Raw genomic sequence first — 15,998 nt, 5'->3', positions numbered from 1 at the left:
CGAAGGCTGGATTCACTTGAGTTGCCGCTTTTAAAAGCATGTTTTTTAGTTTGATGGGTGATTTCGTGTGATATAGCCTCCATCTGATGTGAGCGTTGGAGGGAGAGATCATTTAAATCAGACTGGGTTTGTTGAGCTGCTTGAAGGCTCGCAAAGCGTCATAAGGGGGCGAGTGATCGCGTTGCTTCCCGGTGTGAGAGATGCTGATGATGTGATTCAGGAAGTGAATCTAGTGGCATGGAAGAAGCGTAAATCATACTCCCCGGGAACCAATTTTCAGGCATGGATTCATACGATTATTCGTTATGAGGTGCTTCGTTATTGGAGGGATGTTCGCCGTTCCAAAGAGTTTGCTTATCCTGAGGATTTTTTGATTATGCTCTTGGAAGAATCCACCGTTGAAATTACGAATGAAGGCTTGGATCAAAGGTATGCTCATTTGAAACCGTGCCTTAGCGCACTCAAGGATGAAGATCGGCTACTCATTTTGCAGCGCTACGCTCGTTCGATGAGTGTGGGGAAACTGTCGGAAAAGATTAAGCGTAACCCCAACAGCCTGCGGGTGTCATTGCACCGTATACGTTCGGTATTGCGACGGTGTATGGGTAAACGTAGGGCGCAGAATTAAGCATAGAACAACAGTAAGCTCAAGGAACGATGGAGTCGAATAAGTATACAGATCAAGATATTCACAGGTTGATTGAGGACGTTCACGAGTGCATAGCGACGGATAAGCAAAGGGATGCATTTTATGTGTTGATGCGGGAATCACCGGAGGTGCGGCAAGCTTATTGGCAACATGTCAATTTGACTCTGGCACTTGAGCAGGAAGCTGGTGGGGGCGTGAAACAGAGTCATCTTACGACTGTGATGGGTAGCGCTCAGAAGCGTAACAAGAGAACAGTTATCAGCCTGATCTGTGCGGCTGCGGCTCTCGTTGTCTTTTCCTTGTTTGCTCGTTTTATCTTCTTTGTCGATGAGGCGCGTTATGCGGTGTATACCTTGTCAGAGGGGGGCGTGTGTACGATTGAGCAAGGAAAAGAGCATGCCAATCAGAGAATGATAACAGAAAATTCGAAGGTGTTGTTGGAAACGGGTGAATTCGTTGTGACCTTGCCGAATCAGACAAAGCTGTATGTCTATTCCCCTGCGTCTTTGCAAATTTCTTCTTTTGATCACATTGATGTGGACTACGGCGAAGTCTGGGCCAAATCATCGTCTGGGGGAGAGGAGAGTATTCGGATTTCTTGCCGTGGGTTTGATATCGATGATGTGGGGACCCAATTCGGAGTGCTTGCCCAACCCTCGCAACCCATTGAAGTTCACCTTGTCGAGGGTGAGGTGAATATCCGTCATGAACACAAGAAGGTATTGGCTCTGGCTGAGCCTGAAGGTGTCGCTTTTTCAGATGACGGGAGTTATCGAAAAATTCCGCTGAATGCTGGTCCCTTTACAACAGCTAGTGAGGTGGTCAACATCGACTTTGCTTCGCCTACTCGGAATCACCGGACGAGAAGGGGAGAGGTGTATTGGAATCAACTTGTAACGGCCGAAAAATGGCCCAGAAAAGAATGGGGAAGGACGCCTTTCAGTAAAAAGCAATGGCCGCTTGTCGAGCTGAAGAACTCTCGGGGTGAATTATCATCTGTGGGGGTGATTCTCATCCCCAGTAAAAAAGCGAGCAACTACAGCAGCTTTTCCCAGCATCAGCCATCTTTGAGGTTAGGTGACCCTTTGCTGGATGACTATATCCATATGAAAAAAGTTGGAGAAGGGCATGAAAACATTTATTCGCAGATCGTTTTGACAGGACTGAAGCCAGATGTGAAATATAAGCTCAAAGTTTTTTCAACCACGACCTCCCTTCCAGATGATCGCAAAGATGCAGGTTACCATGATACGGATATACGTATGACGAGTAGGGCACGGACGGAGGTTCAAAATTCGAAAGGTAAAAAATATGTCCTGTTTGAAGGGATACAGCCCTTGGATCATCCTCGTTACGGCCCGGTTCTGATGCTCGATTGGGGGTGGTTGCATCGACCGACAGATCAGAAGATCGACTGGACGCTTATCAACGGGTTGACATTGGAAGAACAATGAGACCCTTGATGTTGTCCTTACAATTCAGTGAGGACTTCTTCGACCCGATAAAAAAACGGATAGCTTGCAGGAGGTGAGAGATCGTTAATCGACGTGTAAGGTTGGTCTGGAGTGAACGGAGGGCCGATGGTGACAGGAAACCCATCTTGAAGATCGCTTGAACGCGTTAGGATATAGGTTTTGTCCGTGTCAAGTCCGTCAAGGTCCAGTTGTATGGATGAACCGTTATGCGAGATTCCTGATATTTTGAAAGGGAGTTTGAATTGTGTGACGGTGATGTTGTCAAAGATAAGGCCGTTGCCTCCTCCCAGAATCAATTGGGTATGGCTGTCATTGAATCCGTCGTCTTCAAAGTTGAGAGTAAAGGACTCATCGATCGAGCCGTCATGGAGAAGGTCGATTTCAAAGGTGGCGTCATGGCTGTTTTTGTCCCAGATCATTCTTAGTCGGTGAGTGTTGCCTGCTAGGTTACCGACTGAGTTAATTTGATTGGCAGATGTGCTGTTTTTACGGCTTTCAATTCTGTTGGCGTCATTGCGCAAGACCAGGAGAGCATGGCTTCCTGTTATTGGTTCACCATAATAGCTGCTTAGGGCTTGGGGGGTTCCCATGCCGAAAAACGTTGCAGACCACGGGCTTGTCGTGTTGGGAATGCTCACAGAAGCTTCAAAAACAAAGCTTTGTTCGTGAAAATTGGTTTTGTAGCTGCCAAGGTAGATTCGACTACTTTCTTGGGAGGTGATCGTAAAAGAGTCTGTGAACGAAGTGGAGGGGGAACCGTAGCCATCACCCTCATAGAAATGGGGTTCGGGACTCCCATCATCGAAGTCCTCGTGAAATAGAGTCTGAGGGTGTCCCGGGGGGAGGGTTGGAGGTTTGGGGGCATCTTCAGGAGCAAGCAGGGAGGATACTTTGATTTTTACTTTCCCACTTTCTGAAATGGCAAAAGCTCCAGGAGAAGGATTGGCTGTGTCTCTCGGTTTGCCTGGGAAATCGGTGTCGAGTCGGTAATTCGATCCATCGAATTGGTCGAAGCGTTGTTTGGTCAAGGCTCCTTGTCCAAGCAACTCTGAAGTGATGAGTGCTCGGTTTCGCTGGGTAACCCACGCTAAGTCCACTGCCATTGTAATGTAGTAGCCATCGTCTTGGGCCGTGATTTGAACATTCGGGTTTACATCGGCTTGGATGAGAGGATTGTCTTCTATGGATGAGGCAACGGCTCCATTGAGGAAGACATTGCCACCCATGGATACGGGTTTTGCCGTCACATTATATGGGCTAAGGCTTGCCGATGGCCCAATGAAAATATTATTGTAGAAACGGTCATCTCCACCTGGAATGTTGACGTAGGCTTCAAGCGATGTGGAATGCGGCAAGAAGTAAGGGGTTTGTCTATTCGTATCCGGTTGGAAACGAAACGTCCCCGCGATCACGTTATGGGTGTAGGCCATCGCTTCGGATCGATCGTAGACTGATTTGGGTGATAAAAAGAAGTTGTGGTCAATGAGTGCTGGCCCGTGATTGACCTCTAAAAACAAGTCGGTGTCATTTTGACGGAGGATGTTTTTCGTGACGCGAGTCCCTTGCGTCATCCAATCCAGCCACAGCCCGAAGTTGCCGCCGAAGATGTGATTATTGGCAATGACGCTGTCGATGGATCCGTGTAGTTTGATGCAGGCCATCTCCGCTCCGGCAAACAATCTACGCTGGTAGATGTCATGGATGAGGTTTCCCCGGATGGTACAGAATACCCCGCCCATGCAACCGACAATCCCAACTTGTTCACAGTGGTAGATGTGGTTGTTTTCAATGAGGTGACCTCCGATGGTGTCTTTGCTCCAACCGGAGTCAATGCAGCGGGATATATAGCCGACAAAATTTTGTGCGTAGTTCCCTGACTGGGTGCAGCGGTTGTCCCATCGGTCGCCGTATTTGCCGATGGAGAGTCCGGCACAGGTTGAATAGCGGATGGTGTTGTCTTTGATGATCCAGCCTTTGCTCCAGTTCGGGCCAATCAGAGCTATTTGCTCGGCGGACGGTGGTGCCCATGGGGTAGCGGCTTGTTCAAGAATGAAGCCCTGCACGGTGATGTAGTTGATGCCGGTTTCTTTAGGATAAAAGACGGTTTGGCGGCTGTTGACCTCCACGGTTTCTTTATTGGGGTTAACTCCCGGGAACTGGGCCCAGATAGTGGTTGTAGCGGTCTCCCAGTTTTCGGAACGGAAGACCAAACATACTTTCTGCAACCCACTCGTAGGAGTAATTGCAGCGGTCAGTGTCTGCCACTTGGTGAACCCGCCGGTGGCGGGAACCTGGCAAGTTCCAAGAACCTGACCATCACGGGAATCAAGGCGGATCTCAATGCAACCGGCTTGCGCCGATGATATACGAAACCGGATGCTGTCGGCGTTGACACCGAAATCAATTTGCTCATAACGCGCCCAATCACCGTCTTCAACAAAACCAAGGCAGTCACCGCCTTCGGAGGCAGGAGCTCCTACAATACCGAGGTCATGGTCAAAGGAAAACGCATCAACCTCCACACCGGGTTGTTCGCCGGCATAGGGCTGAAACCAGTTGAGGTTCATCAAATATCCGCCACCCTCAACTTCGGCAAACCAGAGCGGACTGCTGCCAGCTGGCTGCAAGACATTTTGTCTGCTTGTCGTTTCAGTGAGCCAGTGTCCGTTGAGATAAACTGCACCCGTATGATGAGTCCGGTTTTTATTCGTGAACCAATCACCAATGATTACGTTATTGAACGGGTTCAATTCGCCGAAAAAATGGTTAGGTAAGGTCACGCTCCAGGTATCATCGGAAACATGCGTCCAGCCGCTCACGGGCTCCGATCCCTTGATCACCACTTCTTCCCCGGGGGCCGCCCGATAAACAATCCGCTCATCTGCGCTGGTTCCGCCCCGTGGCGGTGCAATCCTCTCCCGGTATACCCCGCCATGCACCGTGATAACATCTCCGGGTTGCGCTCGCTGCGACGCCTCGCTGATCGTCCGGAGCATCGCTTCAGCTCCACCCTGGTTGCTGTCATCTCCAGTTGGAGAAACATGGATCTCAGAAGCCATTGCCCATGGTGCAACCACGAACATACTCAGCAACAGTGTGCTTGCAATCGTTGTCATTATTTCAGTTTCTTTGTAGGTTGATTGTTAGGGTTCTCATTAGAGACCCTCCGTTTGTAAATAGTCTGGCAAACTCATGATATGCTGATGTCCATCACCCCCCTCAGTCGCTGAACCAGATATGTTGTTGCGTTCCATAAGCTCAAGTAGTTGACCCTTCCGCTGCCGCATTAAATTGGAGGGCCGACTCAACAGCCGCGTGCATGCCAGCAGCAAATGAAGTAGGCCAGCCACTTGCCACTTGCCTCTTGCCACTTGCCACTTGGTATGCCGGCATGATCCTTAAACGAAGCGTTCACCATCCCTTCCAGACTGACGAGACCAAGCTGAGGCAAAACGAACGGTCAAAAGAGACATGGCGGCCACTGTGATCGATAGCTTCATAAATTATGTGTAATCATAGCCCACACAGGTGGGCGGTAGCGGTCAGCCTAAAGGCAGGTACTTGCAGAACAAAGGCCTGGCTGAAATGGTAAGATCTCTCGACGTAAGAAATATGTCGAGCGATCGTTCAGGATCATTCCAATTACATGCGGCGGCGCAGGATCAAGCTCAGACCTCCCAGTCCAAGCAAAGCAGCGGAAGTAGGCTCAGGGATGGCAACAATGCTGATGTTATCAATCGCTACATGCCGGCTGTTAGCTCCGTCTTTCTGCACAAAGAAGTTCGCAACACCACTAGATGTGGTAAGACGGTCAACCGTGATGTCGTAGGAATAACGAACCCAGGAATCCCTGGTCTGGCTGGCCGAGCCTTGAACCACCGTGAAATTACGCCAGGCACCATCGTTATATTGCAAGCCAACGGTCAAGGAACCATCCGTGAGATTAGGCTCAACCCGTCCTATGTCAAAACTGACCCTGAACGTCTGCCCGGAGATGTCGGCAGCCGTAAGATCAACCACCGCACCACCACTAGTGTCGGTAACTCCCCGCAGTCGCTGGGCTACATACTCATTGGCATTCCAGAACCGCAGGTAGTTGCTGCCGTCTGAGGCTGTCGTAAGGACAGAATTAACGCCAGGGGTCTCCACAAGCGCTCCCCTCCCATCAGAAAATGAATTGTCCCAATCATTCGGAACACCGGTATTGGACTCAAACGATGCGTTACTCAAATCATCCAGACTCAGCAAAGCCGCTGATGCCAAGGGTGATGTTAAAACGGGCATGGCCGCTGTTATTGCTATAATTGTATACTTTTTCATTTTATTTTATTATGTCAGGTTGTGCTAAAATTTACTGATCTGAGGCAAAGATCAAAGCGTTGATTCATTCTTCCGTGAAACTACTTGCGGCGGTGCAGAATCAAGCTCAGGCCTCCCAGCCCAAGCAGAGCTGCAGAAGTTGGCTCAGGCACCGCGGTAATCGACATTGATGTAAATCCAGCCCATGTGTTTGCGGTTGCAGGTGCATCGATGTGTCCCCAATCCATGGCGATTGCACCGGATTCGTTTGCGGTTACGCCATGAAAGGTGTAGGCCGTGGAGTCGTTGACCGCTGAGCTATTTGTCGATCCGATTACATTGACGGTGGAGCCTCCGTTGACCCGGAAGTCGGTTCCGCCAGGATTGTTTGCCCATACGGTGAGGTTATATTTGGCGTTTTCCTCCAGCCCTTTGAGGGTAAACGTGTTGAATACGCCGCCGCTGTCTCCCCTGATGGCGACGTAGTCACCGTCGCGATCTGCTGGGTGGAGGTCCCAGAAACGGGAAAAGTCAAGGCCGGTGGCATTGGTCCACGCCATGTCCAATGTTACGATTGTTGCTGCTCCTGTTGAATCAACGAGGGGGCCGGATAAGGTTGTGGTCCCTGCAGGAGTATTGGCACCGTTTACCCCTTCGACAGCATTCCACACCTGGCCAAATTCACTGGTTGTTCCGCTGGTGGGGTTGGGGGCTACCTGCCCCGTTGCTCCGAAGTCAATATTTACGGTGACGGCCTGGGCTTGTGCGGTAATGGCCAGCGCTGTCAGGGATGCGTATGTCATTCTTTTTATCGGTATATTGCTCATAGATAGTTGTATCAGATGCTGCCTAAGAGGAGGCGTAAAGAAGCGTTCCTACTGATACACACCCGAAATCCGGAAATCATTAATGGTTTTTTTGAAAAAAACAAAAAATTCGGCTCTGAGCATAGAGCTGCAAAGATTACCCCGCGCTTTGTTGGATGTCCCTAGGTGTTGGATGATTGATTTTTGTCGTGTGACAGGGACTTGATTATGATAGATCATTCTTTCATATGGGTAGTCTTACTTGTCAGGGGATGCGAGATCTTGAAGAACAGGCGTTTCGTCGGGGGATTTGTGCGGAATCGTTGATGGACTTGGCCGGAAGGGGGATCGCGGAAGCCTTGATAAGGCGTTACCCCAAGGTGGGCTACGCGGTCGCCTGTATTGGATCGGGCAACAACGGGGGAGATGCCTTGGTTGCTCTGAAATATCTCGCCCGGGCTGGTTGGCAGGTTGGGGTTCGTTGTTTGCACGAACCATCTCAAGTGGGAGCCCTGCCTCGGAAGAAGTGGAGGGAGTTGGGTGCGTTGGGTGCGTTGGCTGAGGGGGAGGGCGGTTGCCAATCTGGCCAGCCGTTCTTGATTTTGGATGGTCTGCTCGGTCTCGGGGCCAAAGGTCCCTTAAGGACTCCCTTGGATGAATTGGCGGCCTGGATGAATCACATGCGCCGTTGTCGAGGCGCGGTGGTGGTGGCCATGGATTTGCCGTCAGGAGTTGATGGCGATACCGGAGAAGCCCAGGAAGGTGCGGTGGTGGCAGATGTGACCTTGACCGTAGGCGTAGCCAAACGGGGGCTGCTCTCTGAAGCTGCGGAGAACCATGTTGGTGTGATGGAGTCTGTGCCTCTCGATGATTTGCCTGTGCCCGAAGATCTGTCTCCATGTTTGATTGATCGAAGTGCGTTGAGTGATTGTTTACCGCGTCGCCCACATCGGTTTCACAAAGGTGACGCGGGTAGGGTCGGGATCGTTGCCGGATCCGTTGGCATGCTCGGAGCTGCAGTGTTATGTGCCCGTGGAGCATTGCGGTCGGGTGCCGGACTGGTGACAGTTTTTGTGTATGAGGAGGTGTATCCGCTACTGGCCCCGATGATGCCTCCGGAAGTGATGGTTCAGCCGGTCAAGAGTTTGCAAGCGATACGGGGCTGTGATCTGGATGCCATGGTGATGGGGCCTGGGATGGGGTCGTCCAACCAGCAGGAAAACCGGCGCTGGTTGGCCTTGTTGCGTCAGCTGGAAATGCCGATGGTGTTGGATGCGGATGCCCTGAATCGTTTGGCCCAGGTGTCCTTGGTGAAGTACCTCAGAGCTTGTCATGTCCTGACACCCCACCCAGGGGAAATGGCCCGTCTGTTTCCCGAGGGTGCGCATTGGGATCGGGAAAAGAAGGTGAAGGCATTTGTCGAGCGTTATCCGGGAACCACCTTGTTGCTTAAAGGGGCTCATTCCGTGATTGCGCGGGACGATCAGGCATTGCATATCAATGGGAGTGGACACGCCGGAATGGCGTCTGGGGGTCAGGGGGATGTGCTGGCCGGTGTGATCGGTGGGTTGATGGCTCAGAATGTGCCTCCTTTTGAGGCTGCCCGATTGGGGGCCTGGCTGTGTGGTCGAGCCGCAGAATTGGCGCTGAGCCATGGACATCAATCCGTTCATTCTGTGCTGCCGAGTGATGTTCTCGATTGCCTGGGCTTGGCATTTCGCGACTTGCCTTGAGTTTTTTCAGGTCGAAACGGCAGGCCGATACCTGCAGGATTTAAAAAAAGAATCATTATTTTGTAACGTTCTGATCCTTGATGGCTTCTTTGGATAACGAGCGTAGTTTTACCTGTGTCCAAACCTGCCGAAAATATGACGGAATTTGTGCACCTCCTGACGAGTCATCAGGAGGTGATTCGCGGGTACATTACCTCCTTGCTGCCGAACTACCAGGATGTGAACGATGTGCTGCAGGATGTGAATGTCAAGTTGTGGGAACGGCAACATACGTTTGAGTTGGGGACCAATTTTGGTGCCTGGTCCTGCACCATGGCGAAATACATCGTCCTGAGTCACCGGGCAAAGTTAAAGCGGCAGAACTGGCTATTATTCAGTGATGAGCTGATTGAAAAATTGGCCGATCCAGTATCCGCGACAGCAGAGCCGGTGGGCTTGGCCTCGAAACGGGTGGCGCTCCATCAGTGTTTGAAAAAGCTGGACTCGGGAGAGCTGGAGTTATTGAGGGTCCGTTATGACGAGGATGTGAGTGTGATTGATCATGCTGGGAAGATAGGAAAATCGGCAGAATCTTTGAGAATGATGTTGTACCGGATTCGGCTTGGATTGAAAGACTGTGTTCAACGTCGTCTGCGGATGGAAGGAGATATGGTGTGACGGATGAGCATTTTTACCATGCCCTGTCCCGTCTTGCGGACAATGATATTGATCCTGAGCTGTTCGGGGAGTTGGAGGCTTATTTGTTATCTTCTGACCAGGCCCGTGCACAGTATCAGGAATTTATGCAATTGCAGAGTTTGGTGGGCCTGGAGCTTGATGTGCATCATCGTTCGGAGCCACACCTGCCTGTGCAGCGGATCCTTTTTCGCCAAAAACGTCGGGCCGTTTTTGTGGCTTGGCTTTCAGCGGCGGCGGTTTTGATTCTCGGGGCGGTGCTGATGCGCTTGTATTTGATGCCGGAGCCTGTTGCTGGAGATCTGGTATTCAAATCTTCGCCTGGCACTGAAATTTCGGTGACCCATTCCGGAGAGGGGTCACCGACGGGACAGACGATGCAGCCGGGGTCGAGAATGGTGGTTGAGCAAGGTGTGGTGGAGTTGCAATTTGCATCCGGCGTGAGGTCGGTGGTGATGGCCCCTGCAGATCTGACGATGCGGTCTGAAGGTGAGTTGTTTTTGAGGGAGGGCAGAGCCTGGTTTCATGTGCCGGAGCAGGCCATTGGTTTTAAAGTGAGAACGGACGATTTGTCGGTGCTCGATTTGGGCACGGAGTTCGGTGTGCTGGCCCGACCCGGCGAGCATGATGAAGTTCATGTGTTCAAGGGACGGGTGGAAGTGGAGTCCCTCAGGGTAAGGAAGCAAAAAGGTGAACTCACGGCAGGGCAGGCCCGCCGCATCGACCCGGTTGGCCGTTTGGTAGAAATATCCACAAACTCTGGTGGTTTTCTTGCGGAGCTTCCTGATTCGCTGCCGTATTTGCATTGGTCATTTGATGACGGTGTGACTTCTCCGGTAGCGGGAACCTACCCATACATTGAACGGATCAACACGGTGGGTGAAGGGGGAACCAAGCTTGTCGACGGACCGTTTGGTAAGGCTCTATCATTAAATGGGCAAGGCCAGAAGGTGGCTACCGATTGGCCAGGGTTTGAGGGGACGCGTGCGAGGACAGTAGCTTTTTGGATTCGCTTTCCCGAGGGTAAGCAGCCTCAACAATTCGGAGGCATTGTGGGTTGGGGGGATAATTCCCATGAGGGGGGCAAGTGGTCGTTGATTGCCCACCAGGATAAAGAGAGCCGTGGTCGAATTTCCCTATTTTGGGGGAACCGATCGGTGAAGACTTCATCCGTGATTGGGGCCGGGCAGTGGACCCATGTCGTGGTGCGCGATATGCTGTCGGCCGGGGAGGATGGAGGAGTCTCCATTTACGTCAACGGTCAGTCCGAGCCATTGAAAGGACGTTTTTATGTCACCGGAGAGGAAGCCGAGACCTTGACCGTCACGAAAAATGCGATGCCTCTCACCTTTGGTGAAACCATTCGGGACCCTGAGATCGCCCATCGCCGCCGCCAACTTAAAGCGGACCTGGATGAAATTTATGTTTTTGACGGAGCACTGACGGATGAGCAAATCCGCCAGTTCACTGACTCACAACGCTCTCAATTCGAGAAATTCGGAGGGAACTCCGAAACCAAACCAACAATAAAATAAAAATGAAAAAGACAATAACGGGCACCGTGTTAGGTGCAATCATCACGATGGGGACTGCGCAGTCGGCGACGGTGTTTTCTGCTGATTTTTCCGGGTCGACAGCAACAACCTCAGGAACTGCGATTACCGGGCTTACCTCAGCGTCTAATTTGGATGCTGGTACATCGCCAGGTTCATGGAGTGGGTTAGCGACCTCAACGGGAGGCACGACTTCGGGAATTGATGTGACGAGTGCGGCTGCTACAGCGATGTCAGGGAATTGGATGCTGATTGGTAGAAGTACAAATGATACTAGTCATAGCACAACGGCGACAATCGATTTGAGTTCTGAAATTTTGTTGGATGGCGCCACGATTTCGATGGATCTTAACATTCGCAATTCAGGAGGAGAAAATGGAGGGCTTCTTGTGACAGGTTATACCAGTGGCGGGACTGCTTTGTTTACGTTTACCGGTGGTAATGGTGGAAGTCCCTATGGACAAAGGGAGTTAGCAACCTCTTCTGATATTTCCGGGACGCGGGATAATACTCACAATAATTTATGGTCTGAGAATGGTGATGGTAAGACAATCAACCTTAGCCTCGCTGCTGCCGGATATACATTGACCGGTGATGGGGGAACTACGAATCTCGCAGGTTCATATTTTGCTAGTGGAGATCTGGCATCAATCAAGATTGAGGCCAAAGGCAGCAAGGCATTATGGGGGATTGATAATATTAGTGTTGCTGGAACGGTAGTCCCTGAACCGTCCTCCACAGCCCTTCTTGGCCTCGGTGGCATAGCCCTGATCCTGCGCCGACGGAAGTAGGTAAATTCTATCACTCATGCCTGGTGTGGACGCTTTGTCCATGCCGGGCATTTTTTATCGTTTATTTTACCGCTGTATGTCAGTCCCGAAAAAAGGGCGGCTCTACAGCGTATGCACATTATTCAAAAATCATGAGAACCATCACACACATCAAACAATGGGGGACGACGGCGTTATGCGTTGTTGTTACAGGATCGGCTGTTGCCGCCGAATCGAAGGGACTAAGCATGTGGTTCGATAAGCCGGCCGAGGCCTATGGCAAGAAATCGCCGCTGCAAAGTTGGAAGGTCGAAAATCCGAAGCGAACCCACAAACCGAACCCGGATCAGGCGTGGGAAAAGTATGCTTTGCCGTTAGGGAACGGTTTTATTGGGGCCATGATCTATGGAGGCACTTCGTATGAGCGGGTGCAATTGAATGAGCACAGTGTGTGGAGTGGTGGTCCGGGTTCGCCGGACTTTATTCCGGATCAAAACAAACACGATGCCCACAAGGCGTTGCCCGAAATCAGGGCATTGCTTCTCAAGGGGGATAAGGAGAGCAAAAAGAAAGCCCAAGCGCTGAGTGATGAGCACTTGCGGGGTCTCGGTCACGAGGACCGGGATAAGGCGGATGAAACCTTTGGTCGCTACCAGACCTTCGGTGAATTGATCATCGAAACGGGTCACCCGGAGTTTGCTGAGGGAATGTATTATCGGCGGGAGTTGGATCTTTCCACGGGGTTACACAAGGTAAGTTACAAGCACAAGGGGGTAAATTACACGCGCGAAAGTTTTTGCTCGAATCCGGACCGTGCACTGGTGCTGCATTTTTCAGCTGATAAAAAAGCAAACCAGAACCTGACCCTCAAAGGCTTTTCTCCTCATGTGATGAAGCCGGACGTTGAGAAAGGTGTCTGGGTGTTTGGAGGTAAGCTGGAAAACAATGGCTTGCAGATTGAGTCACGAATCGGTGTGCTCCATCAGGGGGGGGAGGTTGTGGTGAGCTCCGGCGGCATTGAGGTGCAAGGTGCCGATGAGGTCACCTTCGTTTTGGTTGCCGGAACCGATTATGCATGCAAGCCTCCGGCATACCGTGGTGAGCATCCTGCAAAACAGAATGCGGCGACCTTGGCCGCAGCGAAGAAGCTGGGATTGGACCAGCTCCGCAAACGCCACCTTGCCGATCATCGAAGCCTTCATGGCCGGGTGTCGATCGACCTAGGTAAGACGCCTGCTGATGTTTTGAAGCTGCCGCTTGATGAACGTGTCGCCTTGAATAAAAAACAAGCGGACCACGATCTCGAAGAGCTGTATTTCCAATTTGGACGTTACCTTTTGATCGGAAGTTCGCGCCCAGGAGGTCTGCCTGCAAACTTGCAGGGGATTTGGTGCAACGAAACCATTCCCGCTTGGAACAGCGATTACCACCTGAACATCAACCTGCAGATGAACTATTGGCCGAGTGGTCCGTGTAACCTGCTGGAATGCCAGGAGCCATTGATCGATTACACCAATTCCCTGCGTGGCCCGGGGGCTGTGACGGCTAAAGCCTACAGCAATGCCCGCGGTTGGACCGCAAACCTCTCAGGGAATATCTGGGGGTATACGGTGCCTCAGCCCGGGGTGAAGCGCCCTCGCTATTGGTCGTATTTCCCCCTTTCCGGTGCGTGGTTGACGACTCACGCATTTGAACAGTTCGCCTTTGGTGGTGACCAAAAGTATTTGCGTGAAACCAGCTGGCCGATTCTTTCCGGCACAGCCGACTTCTTGGTGGATTTCCTTTATGAACTACCAAACGGGGAGCTGTCCAGCACGCCGAGTTGGTCACCGGAACACGGCCCTATGTCACTGGGGGCGACCGCTGACATTGCGATGGCTCGCGAGGCCCTGAAAAATGCGATTGATGCTGCTGCGGTGCTCGGGGAAAAGGGAGAACGTGTCGCCAGCTGGAAAAAAGCCATGGAGAAGCTGGTTCCCTACAAAGTCGGGCAGCACGGCCAACTGCAGGAATGGTATGAGGATATCGATAACCCGAAGGATAAACACCGCCACATCAACCATCTGTTTGGACTCTACCCAGGGAGCCAGATTTCACCGGTGCATACACCCGAACTGGCCAAAGCATCAATGACAACGCTGACACAGCGTGGCGACGGCGCCACCGGATGGTCGATGGGCTGGAAGATTAACTTCTGGGCACGTATTCACGACGGTGATCACGCCTATCTCATGGTGCGAAATCTGCTGAAGAACGGAACCAACCCGAACCTGTTGGATGTGCACCCACCGTTCCAGATCGACGGAAACTTTGGCGGTTGCGCCGGGATTGCCGAGATGTTGGTGCAGAGCCACTATCGTGCAGACGGAGGCGAAATTGATTTGTTGCCCTCATTGCCCAAGGCCTGGCCAAAGGGTGAGGTGAAAGGGATCGGTGCCCGTGGTGGTTTTACCGTCGATGTGCAGTGGGATGGCGGTATGGTTAAAGCGGCGCGTGTTACCGCCAGTCAAGATGCGCAATTGACCGTCCGCTACAATGGTAAGTCCGTGACGAAAAAAATGAAAAAAGGGGAGTCTGCGCTGCTTAAGTAAATCAGCAATAGAACAGAAATCATGAAAACGATTGCATACTCCGTGTTGACAGGGGTGATGGCCTTGAGTGCGGTTTGCGCCAAGCAGGACCGCCCAAATATTCTGTTCATCATGACCGATGATCAGGCGGCCTGGACAACCGGTTACTCGGGGAATAAGCAGGCGATGACGCCGGCGCTGGATAGTTTTCGTGAGGAAGCTGCTTCTCTACCCAATACTTTTGTCAACTCCCCGGTGTGTAGTCCGTCCAGGGCGACCTTGATGACGAGTCGTTACCCGTCCGAAGTCAAGATTATGGAATACAGCCATAACCCACTGTCACCGGAGTTTGAGACTTGGCCACGACTGCTCCAGAAAAATGGCTACCATACCGGCTTGATCGGGAAATGGCATTTGGGTGGCGGGGAGAGCCACCCGACAAAGCTAGGTTACGATTACTTTATGGGTTTGTTAGGTGGTGGTTGCTCACCTGTGAACCCGCCACTTGAAGTGGATGGTAAAAAGATAAAGGTCAAAGGGTTTATGTTGGATATTCTCACGGAGGATGCGATGAAGTTCATTGAAAATCGACCGAAGGACAAGCCCTTCATGTTGAGTTTACATTACCGGGCCCCTCATGGGGCTTATCTCCCAGTGCGCGATGAGATCTGGGACAAGGTGAAGGACAAGGCCTATGCCCTGCCTGATTTTCCCAAACTCAAACCCAACCTTGAAAAGATGATGCGGGGATACTTGGCATCGGTAAGTCACTACGATTGGAATTTTGGTCGTTTGATGAAAAAACTGGATGAGCTCGGGCTTCGTGAGAATACGGTAGTGATTGTCACTTCGGACCACGGTTACAACATCGGTCATCATGGCGCTACCCACAAAGGGAATGGTGATTGGGGGTCGGAGTTGCCGCGTTCATACCACCACAAAAACCTAGATAAACTTCCTGGCAAAAAGATGCCCAATATGTGGGATACTTCCTTGAGTCCGCCGCATCTGATTCGTTGGCCAGAAACGGTGAAGCCTAACTCAACCATTCGCCAGGAAATCAACTTTATCGATTTTTTTCCGACCCTTTGTGCAATGGCGGGAACCCAAATCCCCCAAGGTACCGTGGTGCGAGGGAAGTCGTTTTTACCTTTGCTGGATGGTTCCCAGGGGGACGAGGAGTGGAATAATCCATTGCTCATCCAGCACGATACGCATTTGACTTATGTGCTCCGAGGTTACCGGACGAAAAAGTGGAAGATCGTCACAAGCTATAGCCACAACTACGGATTTCTTTATGATCTGGAAAAAGATCCGGGAGAAACGAAGAACTTGTATGAAAACCCGGAATACAAGCAGGTGCGTGAGCGTTTGACGAAGGAGATGGAATCGAAGATGAAGGCGGTTGGTGACCCCTTGTTCTTGCCTGGTGAGTATCCGTTCACTAAAAAGCGCAAGAAAAAGTGAT

General features: G+C 51.5%; 11 protein-coding genes. 8 read left to right on the top strand and 3 right to left on the bottom strand.

Features of this window, described 5'->3' with window-relative positions:
* Positions 1 to 88: 88 nt before the first annotated feature.
* Together HW115_RS17100 and HW115_RS17095 are read left to right on the top strand one after the other, a co-directional pair.
* On the top strand, positions 89 to 628 hold the full coding sequence (locus HW115_RS17100; protein WP_343219713.1) for a sigma-70 family RNA polymerase sigma factor: 540 nt from the start codon (positions 89 to 91) through the stop codon (positions 626 to 628).
* A 29-nt stretch (positions 629 to 657) separates the two neighbouring features.
* The gene (locus HW115_RS17095; protein WP_178934210.1) at positions 658 to 2,103 is read left to right on the top strand and encodes a FecR domain-containing protein; all 1,446 of its coding nucleotides are present in this window, start codon (positions 658 to 660) and stop codon (positions 2,101 to 2,103) included.
* A gap of 17 nt (positions 2,104 to 2,120) precedes the next feature.
* On the opposite strand, the gene HW115_RS17090 is transcribed toward HW115_RS17095, so the two are convergent.
* The 3 genes from HW115_RS17090 to HW115_RS17080 form a co-directional block, all read right to left on the bottom strand.
* Complete coding sequence (locus tag HW115_RS17090) at positions 2,121 to 5,240, bottom strand: carbohydrate-binding protein (RefSeq protein WP_227021620.1); 3,120 nt, start codon at positions 5,238 to 5,240, stop codon at positions 2,121 to 2,123.
* 526 nt (positions 5,241 to 5,766) lie between these two features.
* Positions 5,767 to 6,444 carry a PEP-CTERM sorting domain-containing protein gene (locus HW115_RS17085; protein ID WP_227021619.1) on the bottom strand — a complete coding sequence of 226 codons (678 nt, stop codon included), beginning with the start codon at positions 6,442 to 6,444 and terminating at the stop codon, positions 5,767 to 5,769.
* Positions 6,445 to 6,524: 80 nt separating this feature from the next.
* Complete coding sequence (locus tag HW115_RS17080; protein WP_178934180.1) at positions 6,525 to 7,226, bottom strand: PEP-CTERM sorting domain-containing protein; 702 nt, start codon at positions 7,224 to 7,226, stop codon at positions 6,525 to 6,527.
* 251 nt (positions 7,227 to 7,477) lie between these two features.
* Between HW115_RS17080 and HW115_RS17075 the strand changes: the two genes are divergently transcribed.
* From HW115_RS17075 to HW115_RS17050, 6 genes are all read left to right on the top strand, one after another.
* A complete protein-coding gene (locus tag HW115_RS17075; RefSeq protein WP_178934171.1) occupies positions 7,478 to 8,962 on the top strand; it encodes an NAD(P)H-hydrate dehydratase in 1,485 nt (494 codons plus the stop codon).
* Positions 8,963 to 9,097: 135 nt separating this feature from the next.
* Positions 9,098 to 9,619: a sigma-70 family RNA polymerase sigma factor gene (locus HW115_RS17070; RefSeq protein WP_227021618.1), complete on the top strand. Its 522-nt coding sequence runs from the start codon at positions 9,098 to 9,100 to the stop codon at positions 9,617 to 9,619.
* Positions 9,616 to 11,172 (top strand): LamG-like jellyroll fold domain-containing protein, encoded by a 1,557-nt coding sequence (locus HW115_RS17065; RefSeq protein WP_178934168.1) that lies wholly within the window; start codon positions 9,616 to 9,618, stop codon positions 11,170 to 11,172. The genes HW115_RS17070 and HW115_RS17065 overlap by 4 nt, the downstream gene beginning before the upstream one ends.
* Positions 11,173 to 11,174: 2 nt before the next feature.
* Positions 11,175 to 11,981 carry a PEP-CTERM sorting domain-containing protein gene (locus HW115_RS17060; RefSeq protein WP_178934167.1) on the top strand — a complete coding sequence of 269 codons (807 nt, stop codon included), beginning with the start codon at positions 11,175 to 11,177 and terminating at the stop codon, positions 11,979 to 11,981.
* Between the two features lie 131 nt (positions 11,982 to 12,112).
* Positions 12,113 to 14,551 (top strand): glycoside hydrolase family 95 protein, encoded by a 2,439-nt coding sequence (locus HW115_RS17055; protein ID WP_178934166.1) that lies wholly within the window; start codon positions 12,113 to 12,115, stop codon positions 14,549 to 14,551.
* 21 nt (positions 14,552 to 14,572) lie between these two features.
* The gene (locus HW115_RS17050) at positions 14,573 to 15,997 is read left to right on the top strand and encodes a sulfatase family protein (protein ID WP_178934165.1); all 1,425 of its coding nucleotides are present in this window, start codon (positions 14,573 to 14,575) and stop codon (positions 15,995 to 15,997) included.
* Position 15,998: the final 1 nt, after the last annotated feature.

Origin of the sequence: Oceaniferula marina, assembly GCF_013391475.1 — a bacterium.
Classification (GTDB): Bacteria; Verrucomicrobiota; Verrucomicrobiia; order Verrucomicrobiales; family Akkermansiaceae; genus Oceaniferula; species Oceaniferula marina.
Note: the sequence above shows the minus strand (reverse complement) of the source record. Positions and strands in the feature narration are given on the sequence as shown.

What these genes read in the sequence shown, in the direction of transcription:
- HW115_RS17095 (WP_178934210.1), top strand. Translation starts at nt 658, where the DNA reads ATGGAGTCGAATAAGTATACAGATCAAGATATTCACAGGTTGATTGAG.
- HW115_RS17090 (WP_227021620.1), bottom strand. Translation starts at nt 5,240, where the DNA reads ATGACAACGATTGCAAGCACACTGTTGCTGAGTATGTTCGTGGTTGCA.
- HW115_RS17085 (WP_227021619.1), bottom strand. Translation starts at nt 6,444, where the DNA reads ATGAAAAAGTATACAATTATAGCAATAACAGCGGCCATGCCCGTTTTA.
- HW115_RS17080 (WP_178934180.1), bottom strand. Translation starts at nt 7,226, where the DNA reads ATGACATACGCATCCCTGACAGCGCTGGCCATTACCGCACAAGCCCAG.
- HW115_RS17075 (WP_178934171.1), top strand. Translation starts at nt 7,478, where the DNA reads ATGGGTAGTCTTACTTGTCAGGGGATGCGAGATCTTGAAGAACAGGCG.
- HW115_RS17070 (WP_227021618.1), top strand. Translation starts at nt 9,098, where the DNA reads ATGACGGAATTTGTGCACCTCCTGACGAGTCATCAGGAGGTGATTCGC.
- HW115_RS17060 (WP_178934167.1), top strand. Translation starts at nt 11,175, where the DNA reads ATGAAAAAGACAATAACGGGCACCGTGTTAGGTGCAATCATCACGATG.
- HW115_RS17055 (WP_178934166.1), top strand. Translation starts at nt 12,113, where the DNA reads ATGAGAACCATCACACACATCAAACAATGGGGGACGACGGCGTTATGC.
- HW115_RS17050 (WP_178934165.1), top strand. Translation starts at nt 14,573, where the DNA reads ATGAAAACGATTGCATACTCCGTGTTGACAGGGGTGATGGCCTTGAGT.